The sequence below is a fragment of the Aeromicrobium sp. 9AM genome, from assembly GCF_902506105.1.
Classification (GTDB): Bacteria; Actinomycetota; Actinomycetes; order Propionibacteriales; family Nocardioidaceae; genus Aeromicrobium.
In genome coordinates this window covers 844,426-866,197 of record NZ_LR733303.1, presented here as the reverse complement: position 1 = coordinate 866,197, position 21,772 = coordinate 844,426, and the positions used below count along the sequence as shown (strand labels likewise).

The following is a 21,772-nucleotide window of genomic DNA, read 5'->3' as shown; positions in this document are numbered from 1 at the left end:
CAGGCGGGAAGCAACGGAATCCGAAGCAAACACCAGATCACACGACTGATTCCCTTGTGCTCCGCCGACCGATCTTGCGAAGATGGCAGCATGAACTACTCCGACGAGGACTACGACCGGCTGCAGAAGGCGGGCAAGCGCCACCTGTGGATGCATTTCTCCCGGCACGGGAGCTACGACGACGCCCACGACATCCCGATCATCACCAAGGGTGACGGCATGTACGTCTGGGATGCCAAGGGGCGGCGATACCTCGACGGACTCGCCGGGCTCTTCGTCGTGCAGGTCGGACACGGTCGTGAGGAACTGGCCGAAGCCGCCGCCAAGCAGGCCGCGGAGCTCTCGTTCTTCCCGGTCTGGACGTTCGCGCACCCCAACGCGATCGAGCTCGCGGAGCGGATCGCGTCGTACGCTCCCGGCGACCTCAACCGGGTCTTCTTCACGACGGGCGGCGGCGAGGCCGTCGAGACGGCATGGAAGGCGGCGAAGCAGTACTTCAAGCTGACCGGCAAGCCCCTCAAGACCAAGGTCATCAGCCGTCAGGTGGCCTATCACGGCACCCCGCACGGCGCCCTGTCGATCACCGGCATCCCGGCGCTGAAGCAGATGTTCGAGCCGCTCGTGCCGTCGACCGTTCACGTGCCCAACACGAACTTCTACCGTGCGCCCGAGCACGGCGACAACATCGACGACTTCAGCATCTGGGCGGCCGACCAGATCGAGCACGCGATCCTCGCCGAGGGCCCCGACACCGTCGCCGCGGTGTTCCTCGAGCCGGTGCAGAACGCCGGCGGCTGCTTCCCTCCCCCGCCCGGCTACTTCCAGCGGGTTCGCGAGATCTGCGACCGGCACGACGTCCTGCTGGTCTCCGACGAGGTCATCTGCGCGTTCGGCCGGCTGGGTGAGATGTTCGGCGCGACCAGGTACGACTACCTGCCAGACATGATCACCTGTGCCAAGGGTCTGACCTCCGGCTACTCCCCCCTCGGCGCCATGATCGCGACCGACCGGGTCATGGAGCCGTTCCTCCAGGGCGACAACAGCTTCGCCCACGGCTACACGTTCGGCGGCCACCCCGTGTCGACCGCCGTCGCGATGGCCAACCTCGACATCTTCGAGCGGGAGAAGCTCAACGACAACGTCCGCAACAACGAGGGCGCGTTCCGCTCGACGCTCGAGAAGCTGCTCGACCTCGACATCGTCGGCGACGTACGCGGTGACGGCTTCTTCTACGGCATCGAGCTGGTCAAGGACAAGGCGACCAAGGAGACGTTCGACGACGACGAGTCGGAGCGGCTGCTGCGCGGATTCTTGTCGAAGGCGCTGTTCGAGAACGGCCTCTACTGCCGCGCCGACGACCGGGGCGACCCGGTCATCCAGCTCTCGCCGCCGATCATCGCCGACCAGAGCCACTTCGACGAGATGGAGTCAATCTTGCGAGCGGTGTTGACTGAGGCTCAGGGTCACCTCTGAGCTGGCCAGGTGGTTGAGGTGCGTAGGCCGCCCGCGGCCGAAGCCTCGAAACCACCTGGGGTAGGGCTAGCGCGTTCGCGTCGCCCGCTGGTGGTCTGCGTCCTTGTCACCAGCGCTCACGGGTCAGTTGTCGCCCATCGACAAGCGTCGTTGCGACGCCGGCTCGTCACGGGCCATGACGGACCCTGAGCTCGTCGCCCTACCGCAGCGGACCGTCAACCTCACGGCGCCCTACCGCAGCGGCCCTTCAACCTCACGGGGCCCTCCCGCAGCGGACCTCCACCTAAGCCGCGAGGGCCTTCTCCTGGCGCCGGCGGACGACCTCGTTGCCCACGACGATGACGATCGAGATGACGAACATCGCCGTGCCGATCACGTTGACCTCCATCGGCACGCCACGCTGGTTGGCGCCGTAGACGTACATCGGGAACGTCACCCGCTGGCCCGCATTGAGGTTCGTGATGATGAAGTCGTCGAACGACAGCGAGAAGCTCAGCAAGGCGGCGCCGACGATGCCGGGCAGCACCAGCGGGAACGTGATGCGCCTGAACGTCTGCGACTCCGTGGCATAGAGGTCCATCGCCGCCTGCTCGAGGTTGTCGTTGAGCCCGGCGAGACGCGCCTTGACCGTCACGATGACGAACGACAGGCAGAACATGATGTGCGCGATGAGGATCGTGATGAAGCCCAGGTGCCCGCCGTAGCCCGCCGAGACGAACAGGGCCAACAGCGACGAGCCCATCACGATCTCGGGTGACGCCATCGGCAGGAAGATGATGACATTGGCCGCCGAGCGACCCGCGAACCGGTGACGCACCAGCGCGAACGCCGCCAGCGTGCCGAGCACCGTCGCGATCACCGTCGCGCACGCCGCGATGCTGATGCTCAGGAGCACCGAGTCCCAGATGCCGTTGGCCCACCCGTGCGGGTGAAGCCAGTGGTCCGTCGTGAACTTCTGGAACTTGTACACGTTGCGCGACTTGCTGCTGTCGTTGAAGCTCATCAGCACGACGATGGCAATCGGCACGAACGTGTAGGCGAGGATCAGGAGGCCGAGTCCCAGGATCAAGTGATTGCCGACCCACCGGCGTGCGGCCCTCATACCAGCTCCTCCGTGCCGGCGGTGCGAACGTAGAGCATCACGGCCGCCACGATGATGACCATCAGGATGACCGAGAGCGCACCGGCCGCGGCGTAGTCACCTTGGCTGGTGAACAGGTTCTGGATCGAGTTGCCGACCATTCTCGTGTTCGGACTGCCGAGCAGCTGCGCGTTGACGTAGTCACCGGCGGCTGGGATGAAGGTCAGCAGCGTGCCCGCCACCACGCCGGGTAGCGACAGCGGGAACGTGACCTTGAAGAAGCCGCGGATCGGTGACGCGTAGAGGTCGCCGGACGCCTCGATCAGCCGGATGTCGACCTTCTCGAGGCTCGCATAGAGCGGCAGCACCATGAACGGCAGGAAGTTGTAGGTCAGCCCGGCGATCACGGCGAACGGTGTCGCCAGCAACCTGTCGTCGGTGCTCGTCAGGCCGATCAGGTTGAGGAGGTTCGTCAGGTGGAGGGTCTGGGCGGCGCTCACGACCCAGCCGTCGTCGGCGAGGATCAGCTTCCACGACAGCGTGCGCAGCAGGAAGCTCGTGAAGAACGGCGCGATGACCAGCACGAGCATGAGGTTCTTCCAACGCCCGGCCTTGAACGCGATGGCGTACGCCAGGACGTAGCCGACCACGAGGCAGGTCAGCGTCGCGATGCCGGCATAGAGGATCGAACGACCGATCTGGCCCTTGTACTGGTCGAACGCATCGACGAAGTTGCCGAAGTGCCACGTCATGTCGTAGCCGGTCAGTGGCGAACCCTTGGGGTCGAACAGGCTGGCCGCAAGCAGCGAGTAGAACGGGATGACGAAGAAGACCAGGAGCCAGAGCGCGCCCGGCAGGATCAGCCAGTAGCCCGTGAGCTTGCGGCCGCGGGGCGCTTTGGTGGCGGTCTCGTGGGGGTTGGCCGGCGCGACGCCAGCAGTCGAGGTCATGACTCAGTCCTCCTCGATGCCGGCTTTGGCGTCCTGGCTGGCGTCGAGCAGGAACGCGAACTCCGGTCGCCAGGAGATGTCGACCTTGGTGCCGACCGGCAGCATGCGGCGCGCTCCGGTGTTCTGCTCGAACACCATGAGCTCCTGACCCCACGGCATCTTGACCATGTACTGGGTGCTCACCCCGACGAAGCTCACGTCGGTGACGTACCCGCCGGTGATGACGTCTCCCGGAGCATCGATCGGCTGCCCTGCTTCGGCGATCAGGACCTTCTCGGGACGGATGCCGAGCCAGCCCTTGCCGGACTCCGAATGCGCACGGTCAGCAGGGATCGACGCCACGGCTCCTTGGACCCGAACCTTGACGAGGTCGCCGTCGCGGCCCTCGATCTCTCCCGCGATCAGGTTGGACTGGCCGAGGAAGTTGGCGACGAAGGTGGTGCGCGGGTTCTCGTAGAGCTCGTTGGGTGCACCCATCTGCTCGATGACGCCCTGGTTCATGACCGCGATGGTGTCGGCCATCGTCATGGCCTCCTCCTGGTCGTGCGTGACGTGCACGAACGTCAGCCCGACCTCGGTCTGGATGCGCTTGAGCTCGAGCTGCATGCCGCGGCGGAGCTTGAGATCCAGAGCACCGAGCGGCTCGTCGAGCAGCAGCACCTCAGGCTGGTTGATCAGGGCACGGGCGAGGGCTACGCGCTGCTGCTGACCGCCTGACATCTGGGTCGGCTTCTTGTGTGCCTGCGACGTCAGCTCGACGAGCTCGAGCATGTCCGCGACCTGCTTCTTGTGGTCCTTGATCCCGCGACGCTCGAGCCCGAAGGCGACGTTCTTGGCAATGTTGAGGTGCGGGAACAGCGCGTAGTTCTGGAACACGGTGTTGACCGGGCGCTTGTACGGCTTGTCGTACGTGATCTCGGTGTCGCCCAGATGGATCGTGCCGGAGGTCGGCGTCTCCAGGCCGGCGACCATCCGCAACGTCGTGGTCTTGCCACAGCCGGACGGGCCGAGCAGGGCGAAGAACTTGCCCTGGGGAACGACCAGGTCGAGCGCCTTCACGGCGGTGAACGTCGCGTACTCCTTGGTCAGCTGCGCGAGCTTCAGGTCGCGCGAGGGCCCGCTCGGCGCTCGCGTCGCTGTGCCCGTCTCATGAACCTGTGACATCGCTGAAGTCCTTCTCGTAGGTGCGGATCTGAGCTTCGTCGAGGGCCATGAATCGGTGAGTCTTGGCCAGCGTCTTCTCGGTCGGGAAGATCAGCTCGTTGTGGACGTTGTCGGGATTGACCTTCTCCATCGCCTCTTGCGCGCCCTTCACGGGGCAGATGTAGCTGTTGTAGTTGGCGAGCTTGGCGGCGACCTCGGGCTCGTAGTAGTAGTTGATCCACTTCTCGGCGTTGTCCTGGTGGGTCGCCATGTTGGGGATGAGCATGTTGTCCGCCCAGATGATGATCCCCTCCTCGGGCGGGATCCACACCAGGTTCTCGTCGCCCGCGTTCGCGATGTCACCCGACCAGGCCTCACAGGCCAGGACGTTGCCCGAGGCGAGGTCCTGGACGTAGTCGTTGCCGGTGAACGACCGGAACTGCCCGTCACCCTTCGCCTTGGCCAGCCGATCGGTCGCCTTCTGCCACTGGGCGTCGGTGAAGTTCTCCGGATCGGCGCCCTCGATGAGCAGCATGAATCCCATCGTGTCGCGCATCTCAGTCAACAACGAGACCCGGCCCTTGAGGTCCTTGCGACTGATGAGCTCGGAGAACGACTTGATCTCTCCGGCCTTGCTCTTGTTGTACGCAATGCCGGTCAGGCCGCTCTGCCACGGGGCGGAGTAGTCACGCTTGGGATCCCACTCGGGCTTGGCCAGCGAGTCGATGATGTTGGCGTGCAGGTTGGGCACCTTGGAGGCGTCGAGCTTCTGGATCCAGCCGACCTGGATCATGCGGGCGGCCATCCAGTCGGTCAGCGCAAACAGGTCGCGCTTGGTCGACGTGCCGGAGCCCAGCTGGTTCTTGACCTTGGCGAAGAACTCGTTGTTGTCGTTGACGTCGGCGGTGTACTGCACCTTGATGCCGGTGTCCTTCTCGAACTGGCTCAGCGTCGAGACGTACTTGCCGTCGTCCTCATCGATGTACTCAGGCCAGTTGGAGAAGACCAGCCTCTTGTCGGTGGCCGAGACGTCCTTGGCCATGCGATCGGCAGGATTCTGTTTCTGGTCCGGAGTGTTGAACCCGTACTTGAGCGCCGCTGCGCTCACACCGACGAATGCGGCACCCCCGACCCCCTTGAGCACTGTCCGTCGATCGAGCTCCGCCATGCGCCACCCTCACTTTTAGCCGGTCAACGAATACTCGCAAGATATTAGGCCCACGACAAGGGATTCCGGCGTAAACATCGTGTTTCGCTCAGGAAAGCGTCACAATTGCGCCGAAATGGGGGCGACGGAATCCGTCGTCGTGGGGCATGATGTCGATCATGAGCGAGCGTAAACCGGTGGAGGGTCGGGGTCAGCACCTCGACGAGACCGCGAAGCAGATCATCGAGCTGCTGCAGGATGATGGCCGCCTGTCCTACTCGGCGATCGCCAAGGAGGTCGGCCTGTCAGAGGCCGCGGTGCGACATCGCGTGCAGAAGCTCATCGAGAGCGGCGTCATGCAGGTTGTCGCCGTGACCGATCCGATGCAGATGGGCTTCGCCCGCCAGGCGATGATCGGGGTCAAGGTCAGCGGCAACGTCAGGCAGGTCGCCGCCGAGCTCTCCGCGATCGACAAGCTCGATTACATCGTCATCACGACGGGGCGCTTCGACATCCTCGCGGAGCTCGTGGCCGAGAGTGACGACGAGCTCCTCGAGATCGTGTCGGAGCAGATCAGCGCGCTCGAGCGGGTCGTGACGACCGAGACGTTCGTCTACCTGCGCCTGGAGAAGCAGACGTACTCCTGGGGTGTGCGCTGAGCGCTCGCTCGGCCCACTGTCACCCAACAGTGACGATCGTCTCTCCGGCTTCGAGCGCGTTGAAGATGTCCGGGTATGCCTCGCGCATCCGGGACTCGTAGCCCTCGGGATCGTCAGGCGGCGCCGGCTCCGGATCGGTGCGTCCGGCCTGGATCAGCAGGTGCCACGGCACCTCGGTGTCCGGCAGGTGCAGCACCGGCGGCACACCGGCGAGCCGGATGTCTGCGGCCGGCGACGGCAGCACGCCGATGCGTGCGCACGCCAGCACCGCGACGACCAGCTCGCGACCGGGTGCGACATCGATGTGGAAGCCTGTGCCGGGGGTGATGCCGACGCTCGTGAACGCCCCGGCGATCGAGGCGGACTCGTGGAGCAGCTCGGCGTACGACATCGTGCCGCGCTGATCCTCGATCGCGAGGTTGTCGGCGAGGCCGTGGATCACCTGCGCGTCGAGGACCCGGTAGATCACGCTCGTCATCAGCGCCCCTCGAACTTCGGCGTACGCTTCTCGGCCCGCGCAGCGGCCCCTTCGCGTACGTCGGCGCTCGCCCACACCGCGTCGAAGCTCTCGGCGATCGCCGCGTCGTCATCGACGGACCCATTGAGGATCAGCTTGTTGTGCGCCAGCGTCAGCGGCGCGAACTCGGCGATCTCGTGAGCCCACGCCACGGCGTCGTCGAGCGTGCCGGGGCGATCCGCGAGGCCCATGCCGAGCGCTGTGTCACGGTCGAAGGTCTCGGCCGCCAGCATGAGGCGACGTGCCGGCCCGGCACCGGCGATGTCGGACAGCGTGCGGATGGTCCACGCATCGACGGCCAGGCCGTTGCGGGCCGTGGGCACGCCGAACGTGGCCTTCTCGTCGGCAACCCTCAGGTCGCACGCGATGGCGAGCTGCGTCCCGGCACCGATCGCCGCCCCGTTGACCGCCGCGATGAGCGGCACCGGCAGCTTGGCGAGGTGGTGCAGCATGCCGTAGAGCGCGTCGAGGAATTCCGGCCCGTACACCCCACCGAGGTCGGCGCCCGAGCAGAACGCCGTGCCCTGGCCCGTGACGACGATGACACGGGCACCGCCGGCGACCGCCTCGTCGACCGCCGCATGGATGGCGCGGCAGAGCTCGAGGTTGAGCGCGTTGCGCCGGTCCTCGCGCTGCAGTTCGAGGACGACGACAGGTCCGTCCGTGGTCACACCGAGCATGGGTCTCCTTCGGGTCGCCACCACGCTATCCGCCCTGATCAGGGGCCGCCCGCCGTGCCCGCACGACGGCTATATGACTTGTGAGTAACGTCACAGCAGCCGAGTCGTTGTTGGTGCATGGTCCTGTCTCGTCGCGCCCTCATCCAGTCCAGTGTCGTGATCGGCGGCGCGACGGCGCTGACCGACATGGCGCTGTCCTCCGCGGCCTGGGCCGTCACCGGGCAGCTCACCCCTGAGCACACGACGCTTGCGAAGACGCTCGTGCGCGGCACTCCTGGCGCCGGCGGCTACGCCCCCGTGGTCGTGCAGGCCGGCGAGCCGCACACGGTGCGTACCGACCTGGGCGGCACCGCCAACCCCGCACGTACGACGACCCGCACACCGGTGCTCGCCTTCGCCCACATGACCGACGTGCACCTGGTCGACGCGCAATCGCCGATGCGCCTCGAGTACGTCGACCGGCTCGAGGACCAGTACTCCCCCGGCGACCCCGTCATCGGCCTGCTCTCGTCGAGCTACCGCGCCCACGAGATGCTCACGCTCCAGGTCGCCGAGTCGATGGTCCGGGCGATCAACGACGTGCAGGCCGCCCCGGTCAGCGGCACCCCGTTGGCGTTCGCGATCCAGACCGGCGACAACTCCGACAACTGCCAGCAGAACGAGTTCCGCTGGAACATCGACATCCTCGACGGCGGGAAGCAGATCACCCCCGACTCCGGCAACCTGTCCCAGTACGAGGGCGTCTCCGACAACGTCACGTACGACCGCCACTACTGGCACCCCGACACCCCGCCGGCCGGGCAGCAGGCAGACATCTACAAGTCGCGGTTCGGCTTCCCGCAGGTGCCCGGCCTGCTCGCCGCCGCTCGCAAGCCGTTCACCGCCAAGGGCCTGCAGATGCCCTGGTACACCGCGTTCGGCAACCACGACGGCCTCGTCCAGGGCAACTTCCCGCACTCGCTGCCGCTGAGCCTGGTGTCGACCGGGCTGCTCAAGGTCATGGCGGTCCCGCCCGGCGCCTCCCAGACCGACCTGCTCACGAGCCTCACGACCGCTGATCCCAACGTGCTGCTCGGGGCGATCGGGCTGTCGTCCATACGGCTCGTCTCCCCCGACCTCAAGCGCCGCCACATCACGCGCGCCGAGGTCGTCGCCGAACACTTCAAGACCACCGGCACACCGGTCGGGCACGGCTTCACGGCGGACAACAAGAAGAACGGCACGGCCTACTACACGTTCGACAAGGGCGACGTCCGCTGCATCGTGCTCGACACGGTCAACCCCAACGGCTACGACACCGGGTCGCTCGACCAGAAGCAGATGACGTGGCTGACCAACCTGCTTGCGGCGTCGGCCGGCAAGTACGTCCTGGTGTTCAGCCACCACACCTCGGGCACCATGGACAACCCGCTCATCGCGACCGGTCTGGATCTGCAGCCCCGCGTCCTCGGCGACGCGGTGCTGAAGCTCCTGCTGTCGCATCCCAACGTCGTCGCGTGGGTCAACGGCCACACGCATCAGAACCAGGTGTGGTCGCACGCCCGGCCCGACGGTTCCGGTGGCTTCTGGGAGATCAACACGGCGTCGCACATCGACTTCCCGCAGCAGTCGCGGCTCATCGAGCTCGTCGACAACAACGACGGCACGCTCTCGATCTTCACGACGATGGTCGACCACGCAGGCCCTGCGGCGTACGGCGGCGTGCTCAATGATCCCGTCGCGCTGGCCGGCCTGGCCCGCGAGCTGGCGATGAACGATCCTCAGCAGCGCCGGTCGGCCCAGGAAGGCACGAAGGCCGACCGCAACCTCGAGCTGCTGACCCCGAAGCCCGCCCTCGCCTAGCCCCCGCTGACGGGCCACTTTTCGCCCCCTGACGGGTCACTTTTGGTCCCCCGACGGGTCAGTTGTCGCCTGGGCCAGCGCCACAAGTGACCCGTCACGGAGCCAAAAGTGACCCGTCAGCGGACGTTAGCCTTCGACGGCAGCGAGCTGGCCGCAGGCTCCGTCGATGTCGCTGCCGCGGGTATCGCGGACGGTCGTCGGGATGCCCTTGGCGATCAGGCGGCGGACGAACTCGCGCTCGTCCTCAGGACGCGACGCGGTCCACATGGACCCCGGTGTCGGGTTGAGCGGGATCAGGTTGACGTGCACCCAGCCCCAGTCGCCGTACGACTGCAGGACGTCGCCCAGCAGGTCGGCACGCCAGGCCTGGTCGTTGATGTCCTTGATCATGGCGTACTCGATCGACACCCGGCGCTTGGTCTTCTGGGCGTACTCCCACGCCGCCTCGACCGCCTCGTGCACGGACCAGCGGGTGTTGATCGGGACGAGCTCGTTGCGCAGCTCGTCGTCGGGCGCGTGCAGTGACAGTGCGAGGGTGACGGGGATGCCCTCGTCGGCGAGCTGCTTCATGCGGGGCACCAGTCCGACGGTGCTGACCGTGATGTTGCGCGCCGACATGCCGAGGCCGTCGGGAGCGGGCGCGACCATGCGGCGTACGGCACCGATGACGGCCTTGTAGTTGGCCATGGGCTCGCCCATGCCCATGAACACGACGTTGGAGAGGCGACCGGGTCCCCCGGCGATCTCGCCGCGGGTCATCTTGCCTGCGGCGTCCTGCACCTGGTCGACGATCTCGGCGCAGCTCATGTTGCGCTCCAGGCCGCCCTGTCCGGTGGCGCAGAACGGGCACGCCATGCCGCAGCCGGCCTGGCTGGAGACGCAGATCGTGGCGCGGTCGGTGTAGCGCATCAGCACCGACTCGACGAGCGCTCCGTCGAACAGCTTCCAGAGCGACTTGACCGTGGCGCCCTTGTCGGCCTCCATGGTGCGCACCGGGTTGAGCAGCGTCGGCAACAGCTCGGCGACGATCCGGTCGCGGCTCGCGGCCGGCAGGTCGGTCATGTTGGCCGGATCGCGCTCGAGGCGCGAGTAGTAGTGGTTGGCGACCTGCTTGACCCGGAACGCAGGCTCGCCCAGCGCCTCGGCGACAGCCGTACGCTCGTCAGCACTCAGGTCGGCCAGGTGCCGCGGAGGCTTGACGCGGCCGCGCTTCTGCTCGAAGACGAGCGGCAGCGGGTTCGGGTTGACGGAGGACACGTTCTCCATTCTCTCATTCGGGGCCCGACTTCCCCGAATCGCAGAGCTACGACCGTGCGAGCCGGGCGACGAAGTCGAGCTTGTCGAGGACCGGCGGCGGGATCACGAACGGGTAGAGCGGATCCTTGCCCATGCTGCGGTTGATCTGGTTGAGCGCGATGCTGAGCGGGACCCACACACCGGTGACGAGGTCACGGAACGACGTGAACTGACGCGGCGCCGCGACCGTGGCCAGCCCGTATGCCGACGCGGTCTCGACCGTGTCGCAGATGTGCAGGTAGTGCGCGAACGTCTCGGCGAAGTCCTCCCACGGATGCATCGTCGCGTACTGGCTGATGAAGTTGTCCTGCCAGCCGTCCGGCGCGCCCTCGCTGTAGTGCCGGTCGATCGCCTCGGCATAGCTCTGGCGCTCGTCACCGAACAGGTCGCGAAACTCCTCGAGCAGGTCGCCGGTGACCAGCTGCTGCCAGTAGAAGTGCCCGATCTCGTGCCGGAAGTGGCCCAGCATCGTCCGGTACGGCTCGTCCATCGACACGCGCAGCTGCTCACGGTGCACGTCGTTGCCCTCGGCGAGGTCGAGGGTGATGACGCCGTCGGCGTGGCCGATCGTGACCTTCTCATTGACGCTCGAGAGCAGGTCGAACGCCAACCCGTGCTCGGGATCCTCCTTCCGCGTGGGGATCGCGAACCCGAGGTCGTCGAGCTCGACGATCAGGCGACGCTTGGCGCTCTCGGCGATCGGATACTCCGACAGTCCCTTGACGTCGTCGTCTGACGGTCGGGTCCTGGTGAGCTCACAGCTGAAGCACCGGCCCCCGGGCGCATCGGCCAGCCACGTGCAGCCGGACAGGGCCGAGTTCGCGCACACGTGCCACACCCGCCCCGACGCGTCGACGTACTGGCCGTGCTGGTCGACCGGCACGATCGCCTTCTCCTCGCGGGAGAACCCGAGGCGGGTTCCGCACTTCACGCAGCTCGAGTTGCCGAAGTAGAGCGGGTTGCCGCAGTTCCTGCACGAGAAGGCCTTCACAGACCAATCCTGTCAGGGTTCACCGGTTCCGCCTCTTCCGGTGGTTGAGGAGCGAAGGCCGCCCGCGGCCGAAGCCTCGAAACCACTGACCACTGGTTTGGAGGCTTCGCTCGCAGAGCTCGCTCCGCACCTCAACCAGCGAGGTCGAGCGGGGCGACGTCGACCTCGACCTTGAGGTTCGAGGACTTGGCCTCGGTGAAGATCACGCCCTTGACCGGCGGTACGTCGGCATAGTCGCGGCCCCACGCCACCGTCACATAGCGTTCGTCGACCCACTGGTCGTTCGTCGGATCGACCGCCAGCCAGCCGCCGTCCGGGATCCACACGGCGGCCCAGGCATGGGTCGCGTCGGCGCCGACCATGCGCTCCTTGCCGGGTGGCGGCGTCGTCGCGAGGTAGCCGCTGACGTATCGCACCGCCAGCCCGTACGTCCGCAGGCAGGCGAGCGTCAGGTGCGCGAAGTCCTGGCACACCCCGGCCCGCTTGGCGAAGATGTCGTCGACCGTCGAGCTCACGGTCGTCGCGGTCTTGTCGTAGGTGAAGTCGGCGTGGATCCGGTGCATCAGGTCGGTGACCGCTTCGCCCACGGGCCGTCCTGGGGTCAGCGACTCGGCGGCGTACGCACGCGCCGCGGCGGTCTGGTCGGCGAGCGAGGAGGCGAGGACGAAGTCCTGAGCCTGCCAGGCGTCGGCCACATCGTCTCGATGCATCGGCCGGGCCGACTCCCACGGCAACGCCAAGGTCGCAGCGTCGTGGGCCGGCGCCTCGACCTCGACCTCGCTCGTCGCGAGGATGTCGAGCACCTGGTGCGCGGAGGTCACCTGGAAGTAGGTCGCGGTGTTGCCGTAGTAGTCGAGGTCGGTGGTCGCGTCTTCGGTCACCGGGTCGAGCGTCAGCTCGTGCGACACGACGCGCTGCCAGGGCAGCTCGCGCGGCACGAGGTAGGCGATGCCGAGGCTGTCGCTGACGTCGTCGTCGTACGAGTACGTCGTCCGGTGCGTCACCCGATAGCGGATCATTCGCTCACCGCCGCGAATCCGAACGAGCGCGGCGCCGGACCGGCCGCGAAGTGCAGCTCGCCGACCGCATCGGCAAAGCGGGTGAGCTGTGCGACGTACGCGTCGAGGAAACGCTCGAGGTTGGGCCGGTTCTCGCCCGAGATCGCGGTCAACGCCGCGATGTCGGCGCGATCGAGCTCCTCGGCGAGGTCGTCGAGCAGGCGCTCAGGCCGTGTCGAGCCGGTAGAGCCCGGCATCGGCGCGAGGTGCTCACGCAGCTCGGCGATGCCGAAGGCCAGCGACCGTGGGTTGTCGCCATCGGTCAGCAGCAGCTCGAGCACACCGGCGAGGCGTACGTAGCCCCGATAGCGCATGCGGTGCGTGACGGCGCTCTCCGCGGCGGACAGCACGGCGGTGTGCAGGTCGCGGTCGACGTCGAGCCCGCGTCTGACCGTGGTGGTCGAGCGCAGCAGGTGGCACAGCTGGAGGCCCCGCTCGACCGCGCGTCCGGTGCCGATCATGCGCCAGCCGGGGTCGCGGATCATGTTGGCCGTCACGCCCTGGAGCGACAGGATGCCGGTCAGCATGCGGCCGGCGCTCTCGGCGACCTGGTGGCTGTAGTGGTAGCTCTTGAGCGCCGCCGAGGCGCGGTCGGTCGAGCTGAAAGCTTGCCACGTGTCGGGCGAGAGCTGGTCGCGCACGCTCTGGGCCGAGTCGCGCAGCGCGCTGATCGACTGGGCCACCGACCCCGGACGGTGGGCGTCGAGCAGCAGCGACCGGAAGTCCTCGTCGAGCTGGTCCGGCCCGTACGGTGAGCCGCTGAGCCTCGCGATCGCGCGCATCAGCACCGCGAGGCTCGCCCCGCCGGCGGTGTGCGGGCGTGACCGGAAGTCCTCGGCGCTGGCGTGCGCCGTGAGCACGAGCCGCAGCATGTCCTCGGCCCGCTCGGCGTAGCGGCCGAACCAGAACATGTCCTCCAGCACCCGCGGCACCATCGCCGCCGGAGCGCGTACATTCGTCAGCGGCAGCACGTCCGTGAGGCCCTGGTCCGGGTCCTCCGGCTTGTCCTTGAGCACCCACACGTCCTTGCTGGACGCCGGCCGGCCGGACTCGAACACGTTGGCCAGGCCGCCGATGAGCGGCCGGTACGTCGAGCCGTACCGCAGCGTGAACGTCCGAAGCGTCAGGACCTGCGGGCTCACTCCGCGGGCGTCGAGGGTCGGCGACTGCGACAGCACCAGCGGCTCCTGACCGACATAGCGGTGCGGCTCGGCCAGGATCGCGGACCGGAGCTCGTCACGGGGCCGGTCCGAGAGGTCGGCGGGGTCGTCGATCGACCGCACGACGAGGTCGTCAAGGTGGTCCAGCACGTACGCCTGCGAGCGCGGATCGCCGGTCCACCACGTCTGCACCGACGGCAGGCGCAGGGGCTCGTCGAGCAACATCTCGCACATCGCGGACAGGAACGGCAGCAGGCCGGGGTTCTCCAGCACGCCGGAGCCGAGACCGTTGACGACCCGCACATTGCCGCGGCGCACGGCCTCGGACAGGCCCGCGACGCCGAGCTGAGAGTTCTTGCGGAGCTCAAGCGCGTCGCTCCACGCGGCGTCGACGCGGCGCAGGATCACGTCGACACGCTCGAGGCGGCCGAAGACCCGCATCCACACCGCGCCACCCCGCATCACGAGGTCGCTGCCCTCGACGAGCGGGAAGCCGAGGCTGGAGGCGACGAACGCCTGGTCGTACGCGGTCTCGGAGTGCGTGCCGGGCGACAGCACCACGACGCGGGGGTTGGGGCTGGTGTCGGGCGCCGAGTCGATCAGGGTCGAGCGCAGCGCCTGGAAGAACGGTGCCATGCGGTGCAGCCCGGCCTGGCGGTACATCTCCGGCATGACGCGCGAGATGACGCGACGGTTCTCCATCGCGAAGCCGATGCCCGACGGCGCCTGGGCCCGGTCGGCGAGGACCTGCCACTCCCCTGCCCCGTTGCGTCCGAGGTCGGCGGCGGCCAGCAGCAGGGGCTGCGTGTCGGCGGCCGACGCGCGGGCGACGACCCGGAGGAAGCCTTCGTGGCCGAACACGACGGACGGCGGGAGGACGCCCGACGAGAGCAGCCGTTGCGGACCGTAGAGGTCGACCAGGATCGCGTTGAGGAGCTCCGTACGCTGCGCCAGCCCGGTCTCGAGGTGCGCCCACTCGGCCGCGTCGATGATGAGCGGTATGGGGTCGAGCCGCCACGGTCCGGGCACGTCCTCCGGCGGCGTGTAGGTCACGCCGTCGTTGGCGAGGAACCGCTCGATGTCCCCGCTGACGCGTCGCAGGTCCGCATCAGTCAGCTGGACCGCGGTCTCGGCGAGCAGCTTCCAGCCGGCCCGGAGGCTGCCGTCGGGGCCGACGACCTCGTCGTAGCGCGCCGGCCCGGCCGTCAGCGTGGGTTGGGTGACCGCCGCCGAGTAGTCCCGGAGCGCAGTCATCGGCGGGCCGCCGACATGATCAGCTGACCGGGACCAGCGTGTGCAGGATCAACCAGGCGACCGGCGCCACGGCAATCAGCGAGTCGAGGCGGTCCATCAGGCCACCGTGCCCGGGCAGCAGGTCACCCATGTCCTTGATGCCGAGGTCACGCTTGATGAGCGACTCGGACAGGTCGCCCAGCGTGGCGAACACGACGCCGGCGATGCCGAGGATGATGCCGACCCACCAGTCGCCGTCGAGGGCGTACGTGATGGTCACGATGCCCGCCGCGACGCCGAAGATCAGGGAGCCGGCGAAGCCCTCCCAGGACTTCTTGGGGCTGATCGTGGGCGCCATGGGGTGCTTGCCGAACAGGACGCCGGCGACATACCCGCCGATGTCCGACGACGCTGTGGCGACGATGAACGCGACGATGCGCCACGGCCCGTCGTCCTCGACGAGCATCAGGATGACGAACGACCCCATGAGGTAGAGGTAGCCCAGCACGAAGACACCGGCGCTGCTGTCGCGGACGAAGCCCTCGGCGCCGTCTGACAGCCGCCAGACCAAGGTGCCGATGATCGTCAGGGCCAGGGCGACGGATGCTGTCTCCATGCCGCCCCAATAGCTGCCGACAAGCATGATCGAGCCGCCCGTCAGGACCGGCAGCACCGGAATCTTGATGCGCGCTGTCGAGAAGGCGCGGGTCAGCTCGAACAGGCCGATCGCCAGGGCGACCACCACGACCGGGATGAACGCTTCCTTCTGGATGAACAGTGTCGCCACGACGAGCCCGATGAGGCCGACCGCGACCGCGATCGAGGCCGGCAGGTTGCGACCGGCGCGGCTCGTCTTCTTCTCCGGAGCGACAGGTGTCTCCGCCGACTGTGGGGTCTCGGCAGGAGACTCAGATGTCAAGGAGCTCTGCCTCTTTGTTCTTGAGCAGCTCATCGACCGTGTCGACGTGCTTCTTGGTCATCGCGTCGAGCCGCTTCTCCGCGCCGACGTTCTCGTCCTTGCTGATCTCGGAGTCCTTCTCGGCCTTGTCGAGCGCCTGCTTGGCGGTCCGGCGCAGGTTGCGTACGGAGACCCGGCCTTCCTCGGCCTTGGTCTTCGCCAGCTTGATGTACTCCTTGCGGCGGTCCTCGGTCAGCTCGGGCAGCGTCACGCGCAGCACCTTGCCGTCGTCGCTCGGGTTGACGCCGAGGTCGGACTCGCGGATGGCCTTCTCGATCGCGGGCTTGGCGCCGGCGTCGTACGGCTGGATGATGACGGTCCGCGGCTCGGGGACCTGGAAGCCGGCCAGCTGGTTGAGCGGGGTCTGCTGGCCGTAGTACTCGGCCGTGATCTGCGCGAACATCGCGGGGTGGGCGCGGCCCGTGCGGATCGCGGCGAACTCCTCGCGGGTGTGCTCGACGGCTCGTGCCATCTTGCTGTCGGCGTCACGCAGGGTCTGGTCAATCACGATGTCTCCATCCGGTTCTGGTCGGTCCGTACGCCTAGGCGGCGTGGACCAGCGTTCCGATCTTCTCACCACGGAGCACGCGGGCGATGTTGCCCTCGCCTTCCATGCCGAACACGATCATGGGGAGCTTGTTCTCCATGCACAACGCGAATGCTGCCGCGTCGACGACCTTGAGCCCGAGACGCAGGGCGTCGTCGAACGTGATCTCGTCGAACTTGCGGGCCGTCGGGTCCGTGCGGGGGTCGGCGGAGTAGACGCCGTCGACGCCACTCTTGGACATCAGCACCGCGTCGGCGCCGATCTCGAGTGCACGCTGCGCCGAGACGGTGTCGGTCGAGAAGTACGGCATGCCGGCTCCGGCGCCGAAGATCACGACGCGCCCCTTCTCGAGGTGGCGGATCGCGCGACGCGGGATGTAGGGCTCGGCGACCTGGCCCATGGTGATGGCCGACTGGACGCGGGTCTCGATGCCCTGCTTCTCGCAGAAGTCCTGCAGCGCCAGGCAGTTCATGACGGTGCCGAGCATGCCGATGTAGTCGGCCCGCGAACGGTCCATGCCACGCTGGCTGAGCTCGGCACCGCGGAAGAAGTTGCCGCCACCGACGACGATCGCGACCTCGACGCCCTCCGCCACGGCTTCGGCGACCTGCTTGGCGATGCCGTTGACGACGTCGGGGTCGATGCCGATCTTGCCTCCGCCGAACACCTCGCCCGACAGCTTCAGCAGGACGCGCTTGAGTGCATGACCAGAGGCCGGAGCGTCGACTTCCTGAGCGGTGTCAGTGTCCACGTTCCGGCCTCCGATGTTGTCGTGCGGGTGCTTGCCTAAGTCAGCCTGCCAGTCAGGCGCCGACCTCGATGTGTGCGAAACGCTTGAGCGTCACGCCGGCCTCGTCAACGAGAGCCTTGACGGTCTTCTTGTTGTCCTGGACCGACGCCTGCTCGAGCAGCACGTTCTCCTTGAAGAACCCGTTGAGGCGTCCCTCGGTGATCTTGGCGATCGCCTGCTCGGGCTTGCCCTCTTCGCGTGCCGTCGCCTCGGCGATCTCGCGCTCCTTGGCGACGAGGTCCGCGGGGACCTCCTCACGCGTGAGGTAGCGAGGACGCATCGCAGCGATCTGCATCGCGACGCCGCGAGCGACGTCGTGACCGGCGTCGTCACCCTCGAACTCCACCAGCACGCCGACGGCGTGCGGCAGGTCGCTGGCGCGACGGTGCATGTAGGTCGCGACGTTGCCGTCGAAGCTGGCGACGCGGCCGAGCTCGATCTTCTCGCCGATGACGACCGCGAGGTCCGCGACGGCCTCGGCAACGGTCTTGCCGTTGTCGAGCGTCTCGGTCGCGAACGCGGCAGCGTCGGCGGGCTTGACCTTGTCGGCCAGCACGGCGAGCTCCTCGGCCAGAGCGATGAACTGCTCGTTCTTGGCGACGAAGTCGGTCTCGGAGTTGAGCTCGACGATCGCGCTGCCGTAGTTGGCGACGAGCCCGGCCGAGGCCTCACGCTCGGCGCCGCGCTTGGCAGCCTTGGCGGCGCCCGAGATGCGGAGCACCTCGATCGCCTTGTCGAAGTCCCCGTCAGCCTCCGTGAGCGCCTTCTTGGCGTCCATCATGCCGGCGCCGGTGGCGTCGCGGAGCTTCTTGACCTCTGTGGCGGTGATAGCCATGTTTCTCTTCTCGCTTCTCAGGTAGTCGTGTGTGCCGAGATCACTCGGCGGCGTCGGCGTCGACCTTCTCGGCAGCCTTCTTCGCAGCCGGCGCCTTCTTGGCCGGAGCCTCGTCGGACGCGGCAGCCTTCTTGGCAGCCGGCGCCTTCTTGGCCGGAGCCTCGTCGGACGCGGCAGCCTTCTTTGCAGCCGGCGCCTTCTTGGCCGGAGCCTCGTCGGACGCAGCGGCCTTCTTGGCAGCCGGCGCCTTCTTGGCGGCGGGCGCCTTCTTGGCCGGAGCCTCATCGGCGACGGCCTCGGCGACAGGCGTTTCGGTCTCGGCAGCGGCGTCCTCGACCGTCACGGCGGTCTCATCAGCAGCAGCGTCGGCCTTGACCGGCGAGACGGCGCCGGTCTGGGCGGCGTCCTTCTGCTCCAGGAGCTCGCGCTCCCAGTCCGCCAGGGGCTCCTCGGCGCCGAGCTCGGCTCCGGGCTCCTCTTCGCCGGTCTTGTTGCCACCGCGGGCGATGAGGCCCTCGGCTACGGCGTCGGCGATGACGCGGGTCAGCAGGCCGACCGAGCGGATGGCGTCGTCGTTGCCCGGGATCGGGAAGTCGACGTCATCGGGGTCGCAGTTGGTGTCGAGGATCGCGATGATCGGGATGCCGAGCTTCTTGGCCTCGTCGACCGCGAGGTGCTCCTTCTTGGTGTCGACGATCCAGACGGCGGACGGCGTACGGCCCATGTCACGGATGCCGCCGAGGGTGCGCGAGAGCTTCGCGTACTCGCGGCTCATGCCGAGGAGCTCCTTCTTCGTGCGGTTGGATCCCGCGACGTCGTCGAAGTCGATCTCCTCGAGCTCCTTCATACGCTGAAGGCGCTGGTGCATCGTCTGGAAGTTGGTGAGCATGCCGCCGAGCCAACGCTGGTTGACGAAGGGCATGCCGACGCGCTTGGCCTGCTCCTCGATCGGCTCCTGCGCCTGGCGCTTGGTGCCGACGAACAGGATCGTGCCGCCGCGGGCCACGGTGTTCTTGACGAACTCGTAGCCGGCATCGATGTAGGCGAGCGACTGCTGCAGGTCGATGATGTAGATGCCGTTGCGCTCGGTGAAGATGAATCGCTTCATCTTGGGGTTCCAGCGACGGGTCTGGTGCCCGAAGTGGACGCCGCTCTCGAGCAGCTGGCGCATGGTGACGACGGCCATGGTCGTATCTCCTTGTGGCACACGTGTGCCGTTCCTGGTTTGTCTCACCGCCGGTTGACGGTGACCTGGCGCCTGCCGTGGCGACCCACTCCCTGCCGGGAGACCAGGACCGCAGCCGTATTCAGCTTTCGCGTCATACGGAAACAGGCGCGCGAATTCCACTTCCGAAAAAGTGGTTGCTCCCAGTCTAGGGCACCGCACCGCTCGGGAGGAAATCCACAATCCATGGCCTCTCGCGCGGTTGTCCCCAGCTCGTACGCCGACCGGTGCGTGGCCCGGCCACCCGGGTCTTGGCTGGTCACATGCTGCGCCGAACCTGGATGGTCGCCCTCCTGCTGCTCGTCGTCGCGTCGCCACCGGCGCACGCGGCGCAAGACCCATGGACCTGGCCGCTCGACGATCATGCGATCGGTGAGCGGTTCGATCCGCCGGCCACCCGATACGGACCTGGGCATCGCGGCGTCGACCTCAGCGCGACTGCCGGCGACCCGGTGCGCGCCGTCGCCGCCGGACACGTGGTGTTTGCCGGTCAGGTGGGTGGCACCGGCGTCGTGACGATCGACCACGGGCGTGAGCGATCGACCTACGAACCCGTCAAGGCGCGGGTGAAGGCCGGCGATGCGGTGCGTGCCGGCCAGGTGATCGGCACGCTGCTGGGTTCGCCGAGCCATTGCTCAGGCGCGTGCCTCCACCTCGGCCGCCTGGCGGGCGAGGACTACCTCGATCCGCTCGAGCTGCTCGGCGGTGGCCGGTTCCGCCTGATCGATCCTGCAGGGGAGCCACCAGCCCCTCCAGCCGGTGTGGGCGGTCAGGGTCTGCAGCGTCCGGTCGGCGGTCCCATCACCTCGCCGTACGGCATGCGTGTCCATCCCGTCACCGGCGTGCGCAAGCTCCACGACGGCACGGACTTCGGCGTTCCGTGCGGCACGCCCGTGCACGCCGCAGCGGCCGGCACCGTGGTCGGGAGGTCCTACAGCAGCGCGTACGGCAAGCGGATCGTGATCCGTCACCAACCAGGTTTCGAGACGACCTACAACCACCTGACCTCGCAGTCGGTGTCCGTCGGCGACCGGGTCAGGGCCGGTCAGGTGGTGGGTCGCTCCGGCAACACCGGGCTGTCGACCGGCTGCCACCTGCACTTCATGGTTCTCAAGTCCGGCCACCCCGTGAACCCCCAGGAGTTCCTGTAGCAAATCTCCGCGACCGGCGCAGTGTGGTGACGTCTGACCCTCGTGGAGCAGCCACACGGCGCCGCTCGCGGGGCTAGGCCCTGGGGTGGGCGAGCTTGTAGGCGGCTCTCAGACGTTCGTTGCTGACGTGGGTGTAGATCTGCGTCGTGCCGAGCGAGGCATGACCGAGGATCTCCTGCACGCTGCGCAGGTCCGCGCCCCCTTCGAGCAGATGGGTCGCCGCGGTGTGGCGCAGCCCGTGGGGCCCGAGGTCAGGCGCACCGTCAACCGCGGCGAGGCGTTCGTGGACGATCCGCCGCACGGCACGTTGATCGATACGGCTCCCCCGCGTCCCGAGGAAAACCGCCGCACCGCTGGAGTCCGTGGCGAACGCCGGCCGCCCACGCTCGAGCCACAGCTCGATCGCCTCGGATGCCGGCAACCCGTACGGCACCGAGCGCTCCTTGCGCCCCTTGCCGAACACGCGGACGACTCGTCGCCCTCGGTCGAGGTCGTCGATGTCGAGCCCGACCAGCTCACCGACCCGGATGCCAGTGGCATACAGGACTTCGAGGATCGCGAGATCGCGGAGGCCGCGGGGTCCGTCGTCGGCAAGCGACTGCACCGTGGCGTCGAGCAGCGCCCGCACCTCGACCTCGCTGAGTGCCACCGGTAGCTCCCGGTGCGCCTTCGGGCTGGCGAGCAGGGCGCCCGCGTCTGCTGGCGCGCGTCCGGTCCTGGCCAGCCAGAGCGTGAAGACGCGGGCGGAGGTGGCCCTGCGGGCGATCGTCGTGCGCGCGCGGCCGAGCGTCTGCAGGTTGGCGAGCCAGCTGCGGAGCGTACGGATCGACAGTCCGGCGGGGTCGTGGACGCCGAGCCGCTCCGCGTGCGTGGCCAGGCTCTCGAGATCGGTCAGGTAGGCGCGCACCGAGTGGGCCGAGAGATCGCGCTCGGCCCGCAGGTGCTGCTCATAGGCGGCCAGGACCGCCGACCAGGCCTCGCCCGGTCCTTCTGACTCTGCTGTCATCGACACCAGTGTGCGTCGGGTCCCCGCTCA

19 protein-coding genes and 1 pseudogene are annotated in these 21,772 nt (G+C 67.7%); 4 read left to right on the top strand and 16 right to left on the bottom strand.

From position 1 onward, the window contains the following. Positions 1-90 precede the first annotated feature (90 nt). Complete coding sequence (locus tag BOSE46_RS04320; protein ID WP_159538570.1) at positions 91-1,473, top strand: aspartate aminotransferase family protein; 1,383 nt, start codon at positions 91-93, stop codon at positions 1,471-1,473. A gap of 283 nt (positions 1,474-1,756) precedes the next feature. On the opposite strand, the gene BOSE46_RS04315 is transcribed toward BOSE46_RS04320, so the two are convergent. From BOSE46_RS04315 to BOSE46_RS04300, 4 genes are read right to left on the bottom strand one after another with little or no spacing between them, the layout of a single operon-like run. Next, on the bottom strand, positions 1,757-2,575 hold the full coding sequence (locus tag BOSE46_RS04315; protein WP_159538568.1) for an ABC transporter permease: 819 nt from the start codon (positions 2,573-2,575) through the stop codon (positions 1,757-1,759). Continuing rightward, entirely contained in the window at positions 2,572-3,504 is a 933-nt protein-coding gene (locus BOSE46_RS04310) for an ABC transporter permease (protein ID WP_159538566.1), read from the bottom strand. Before BOSE46_RS04310 ends, BOSE46_RS04315 begins: the two co-directional genes overlap by 4 nt. Before the next feature lie 3 nt (positions 3,505-3,507). Further along, positions 3,508-4,668, bottom strand: coding sequence for an ABC transporter ATP-binding protein (locus tag BOSE46_RS04305; RefSeq protein WP_159538564.1), 1,161 nt, complete (start codon positions 4,666-4,668; stop codon positions 3,508-3,510). Beyond that, positions 4,652-5,815: a spermidine/putrescine ABC transporter substrate-binding protein gene (locus BOSE46_RS04300; protein WP_159538562.1), complete on the bottom strand. Its 1,164-nt coding sequence runs from the start codon at positions 5,813-5,815 to the stop codon at positions 4,652-4,654. The genes BOSE46_RS04305 and BOSE46_RS04300 overlap by 17 nt, the downstream gene beginning before the upstream one ends. Positions 5,816-5,973: 158 nt before the next feature. Here BOSE46_RS04300 and BOSE46_RS04295 point away from each other — a divergent pair, with 158 nt between their 5' ends. Beyond that, a complete protein-coding gene (locus BOSE46_RS04295; protein WP_159538560.1) occupies positions 5,974-6,453 on the top strand; it encodes an Lrp/AsnC family transcriptional regulator in 480 nt (159 codons plus the stop codon). Between the two features lie 19 nt (positions 6,454-6,472). Here the strand turns inward: BOSE46_RS04295 and BOSE46_RS04290 are convergent, their stop codons facing one another. Both BOSE46_RS04290 and BOSE46_RS04285 read right to left on the bottom strand, forming a co-directional pair. Beyond that, the gene (locus BOSE46_RS04290; RefSeq protein WP_159538558.1) at positions 6,473-6,931 is read right to left on the bottom strand and encodes an AMP-binding protein; all 459 of its coding nucleotides are present in this window, start codon (positions 6,929-6,931) and stop codon (positions 6,473-6,475) included. Beyond that, positions 6,931-7,650, bottom strand: coding sequence for an enoyl-CoA hydratase (locus BOSE46_RS04285; protein ID WP_159538556.1), 720 nt, complete (start codon positions 7,648-7,650; stop codon positions 6,931-6,933). The genes BOSE46_RS04290 and BOSE46_RS04285 overlap by 1 nt, the downstream gene beginning before the upstream one ends. A 117-nt stretch (positions 7,651-7,767) precedes the next feature. On the opposite strand from BOSE46_RS04285, the gene BOSE46_RS04280 reads away from it, so the two are divergent. Next, positions 7,768-9,492 (top strand): TIGR03767 family metallophosphoesterase, encoded by a 1,725-nt coding sequence (locus BOSE46_RS04280; RefSeq protein ID WP_159538554.1) that lies wholly within the window; start codon positions 7,768-7,770, stop codon positions 9,490-9,492. A gap of 126 nt (positions 9,493-9,618) precedes the next feature. On the opposite strand, the gene rlmN is transcribed toward BOSE46_RS04280, so the two are convergent. From rlmN to rpsB, 9 genes and pseudogenes are all read right to left on the bottom strand, one after another. Next, entirely contained in the window at positions 9,619-10,758 is a 1,140-nt protein-coding gene (rlmN, locus tag BOSE46_RS04275) for a 23S rRNA (adenine(2503)-C(2))-methyltransferase RlmN (protein ID WP_159538552.1), read from the bottom strand. Between the two features lie 37 nt (positions 10,759-10,795). Further along, positions 10,796-11,779, bottom strand: a complete 984-nt coding sequence (locus BOSE46_RS04270) for a putative zinc-binding metallopeptidase (protein ID WP_159538550.1) — start codon at positions 11,777-11,779, stop codon at positions 10,796-10,798. A gap of 131 nt (positions 11,780-11,910) precedes the next feature. Beyond that, positions 11,911-12,798, bottom strand: coding sequence for a transglutaminase family protein (locus BOSE46_RS04265; protein WP_159538548.1), 888 nt, complete (start codon positions 12,796-12,798; stop codon positions 11,911-11,913). After that, the gene (locus BOSE46_RS04260; protein ID WP_159538546.1) at positions 12,795-15,251 is read right to left on the bottom strand and encodes a circularly permuted type 2 ATP-grasp protein; all 2,457 of its coding nucleotides are present in this window, start codon (positions 15,249-15,251) and stop codon (positions 12,795-12,797) included. The genes BOSE46_RS04265 and BOSE46_RS04260 overlap by 4 nt, the downstream gene beginning before the upstream one ends. Before the next feature lie 19 nt (positions 15,252-15,270). After that, positions 15,271-16,149, bottom strand: a complete 879-nt coding sequence (locus BOSE46_RS04255; RefSeq protein ID WP_236551611.1) for a phosphatidate cytidylyltransferase — start codon at positions 16,147-16,149, stop codon at positions 15,271-15,273. Next, positions 16,139-16,693 carry a ribosome recycling factor gene (frr, locus tag BOSE46_RS04250; RefSeq protein ID WP_201299550.1) on the bottom strand — a complete coding sequence of 185 codons (555 nt, stop codon included), beginning with the start codon at positions 16,691-16,693 and terminating at the stop codon, positions 16,139-16,141. Before frr ends, BOSE46_RS04255 begins: the two co-directional genes overlap by 11 nt. Before the next feature lie 37 nt (positions 16,694-16,730). Continuing rightward, on the bottom strand, positions 16,731-17,486 hold the full coding sequence (gene pyrH / locus BOSE46_RS04245) for a UMP kinase (RefSeq protein WP_159538540.1): 756 nt from the start codon (positions 17,484-17,486) through the stop codon (positions 16,731-16,733). 52 nt (positions 17,487-17,538) lie between these two features. Further along, positions 17,539-18,360, bottom strand: coding sequence for a translation elongation factor Ts (tsf, locus tag BOSE46_RS04240; RefSeq protein WP_159538538.1), 822 nt, complete (start codon positions 18,358-18,360; stop codon positions 17,539-17,541). A 405-nt stretch (positions 18,361-18,765) separates the two neighbouring features. After that, positions 18,766-19,546 (bottom strand): annotated as a pseudogene (gene rpsB / locus BOSE46_RS04235) (30S ribosomal protein S2); the annotation flags it as partial. Positions 19,547-19,848: 302 nt separating this feature from the next. Here rpsB and BOSE46_RS04230 point away from each other — a divergent pair. Continuing rightward, positions 19,849-20,736 (top strand): M23 family metallopeptidase, encoded by an 888-nt coding sequence (locus BOSE46_RS04230; RefSeq protein WP_159538534.1) that lies wholly within the window; start codon positions 19,849-19,851, stop codon positions 20,734-20,736. Between the two features lie 73 nt (positions 20,737-20,809). On the opposite strand, the gene BOSE46_RS04225 is transcribed toward BOSE46_RS04230, so the two are convergent. Further along, on the bottom strand, positions 20,810-21,742 hold the full coding sequence (locus BOSE46_RS04225; protein WP_159538532.1) for a tyrosine recombinase XerC: 933 nt from the start codon (positions 21,740-21,742) through the stop codon (positions 20,810-20,812). Positions 21,743-21,772 lie beyond the last annotated feature (30 nt).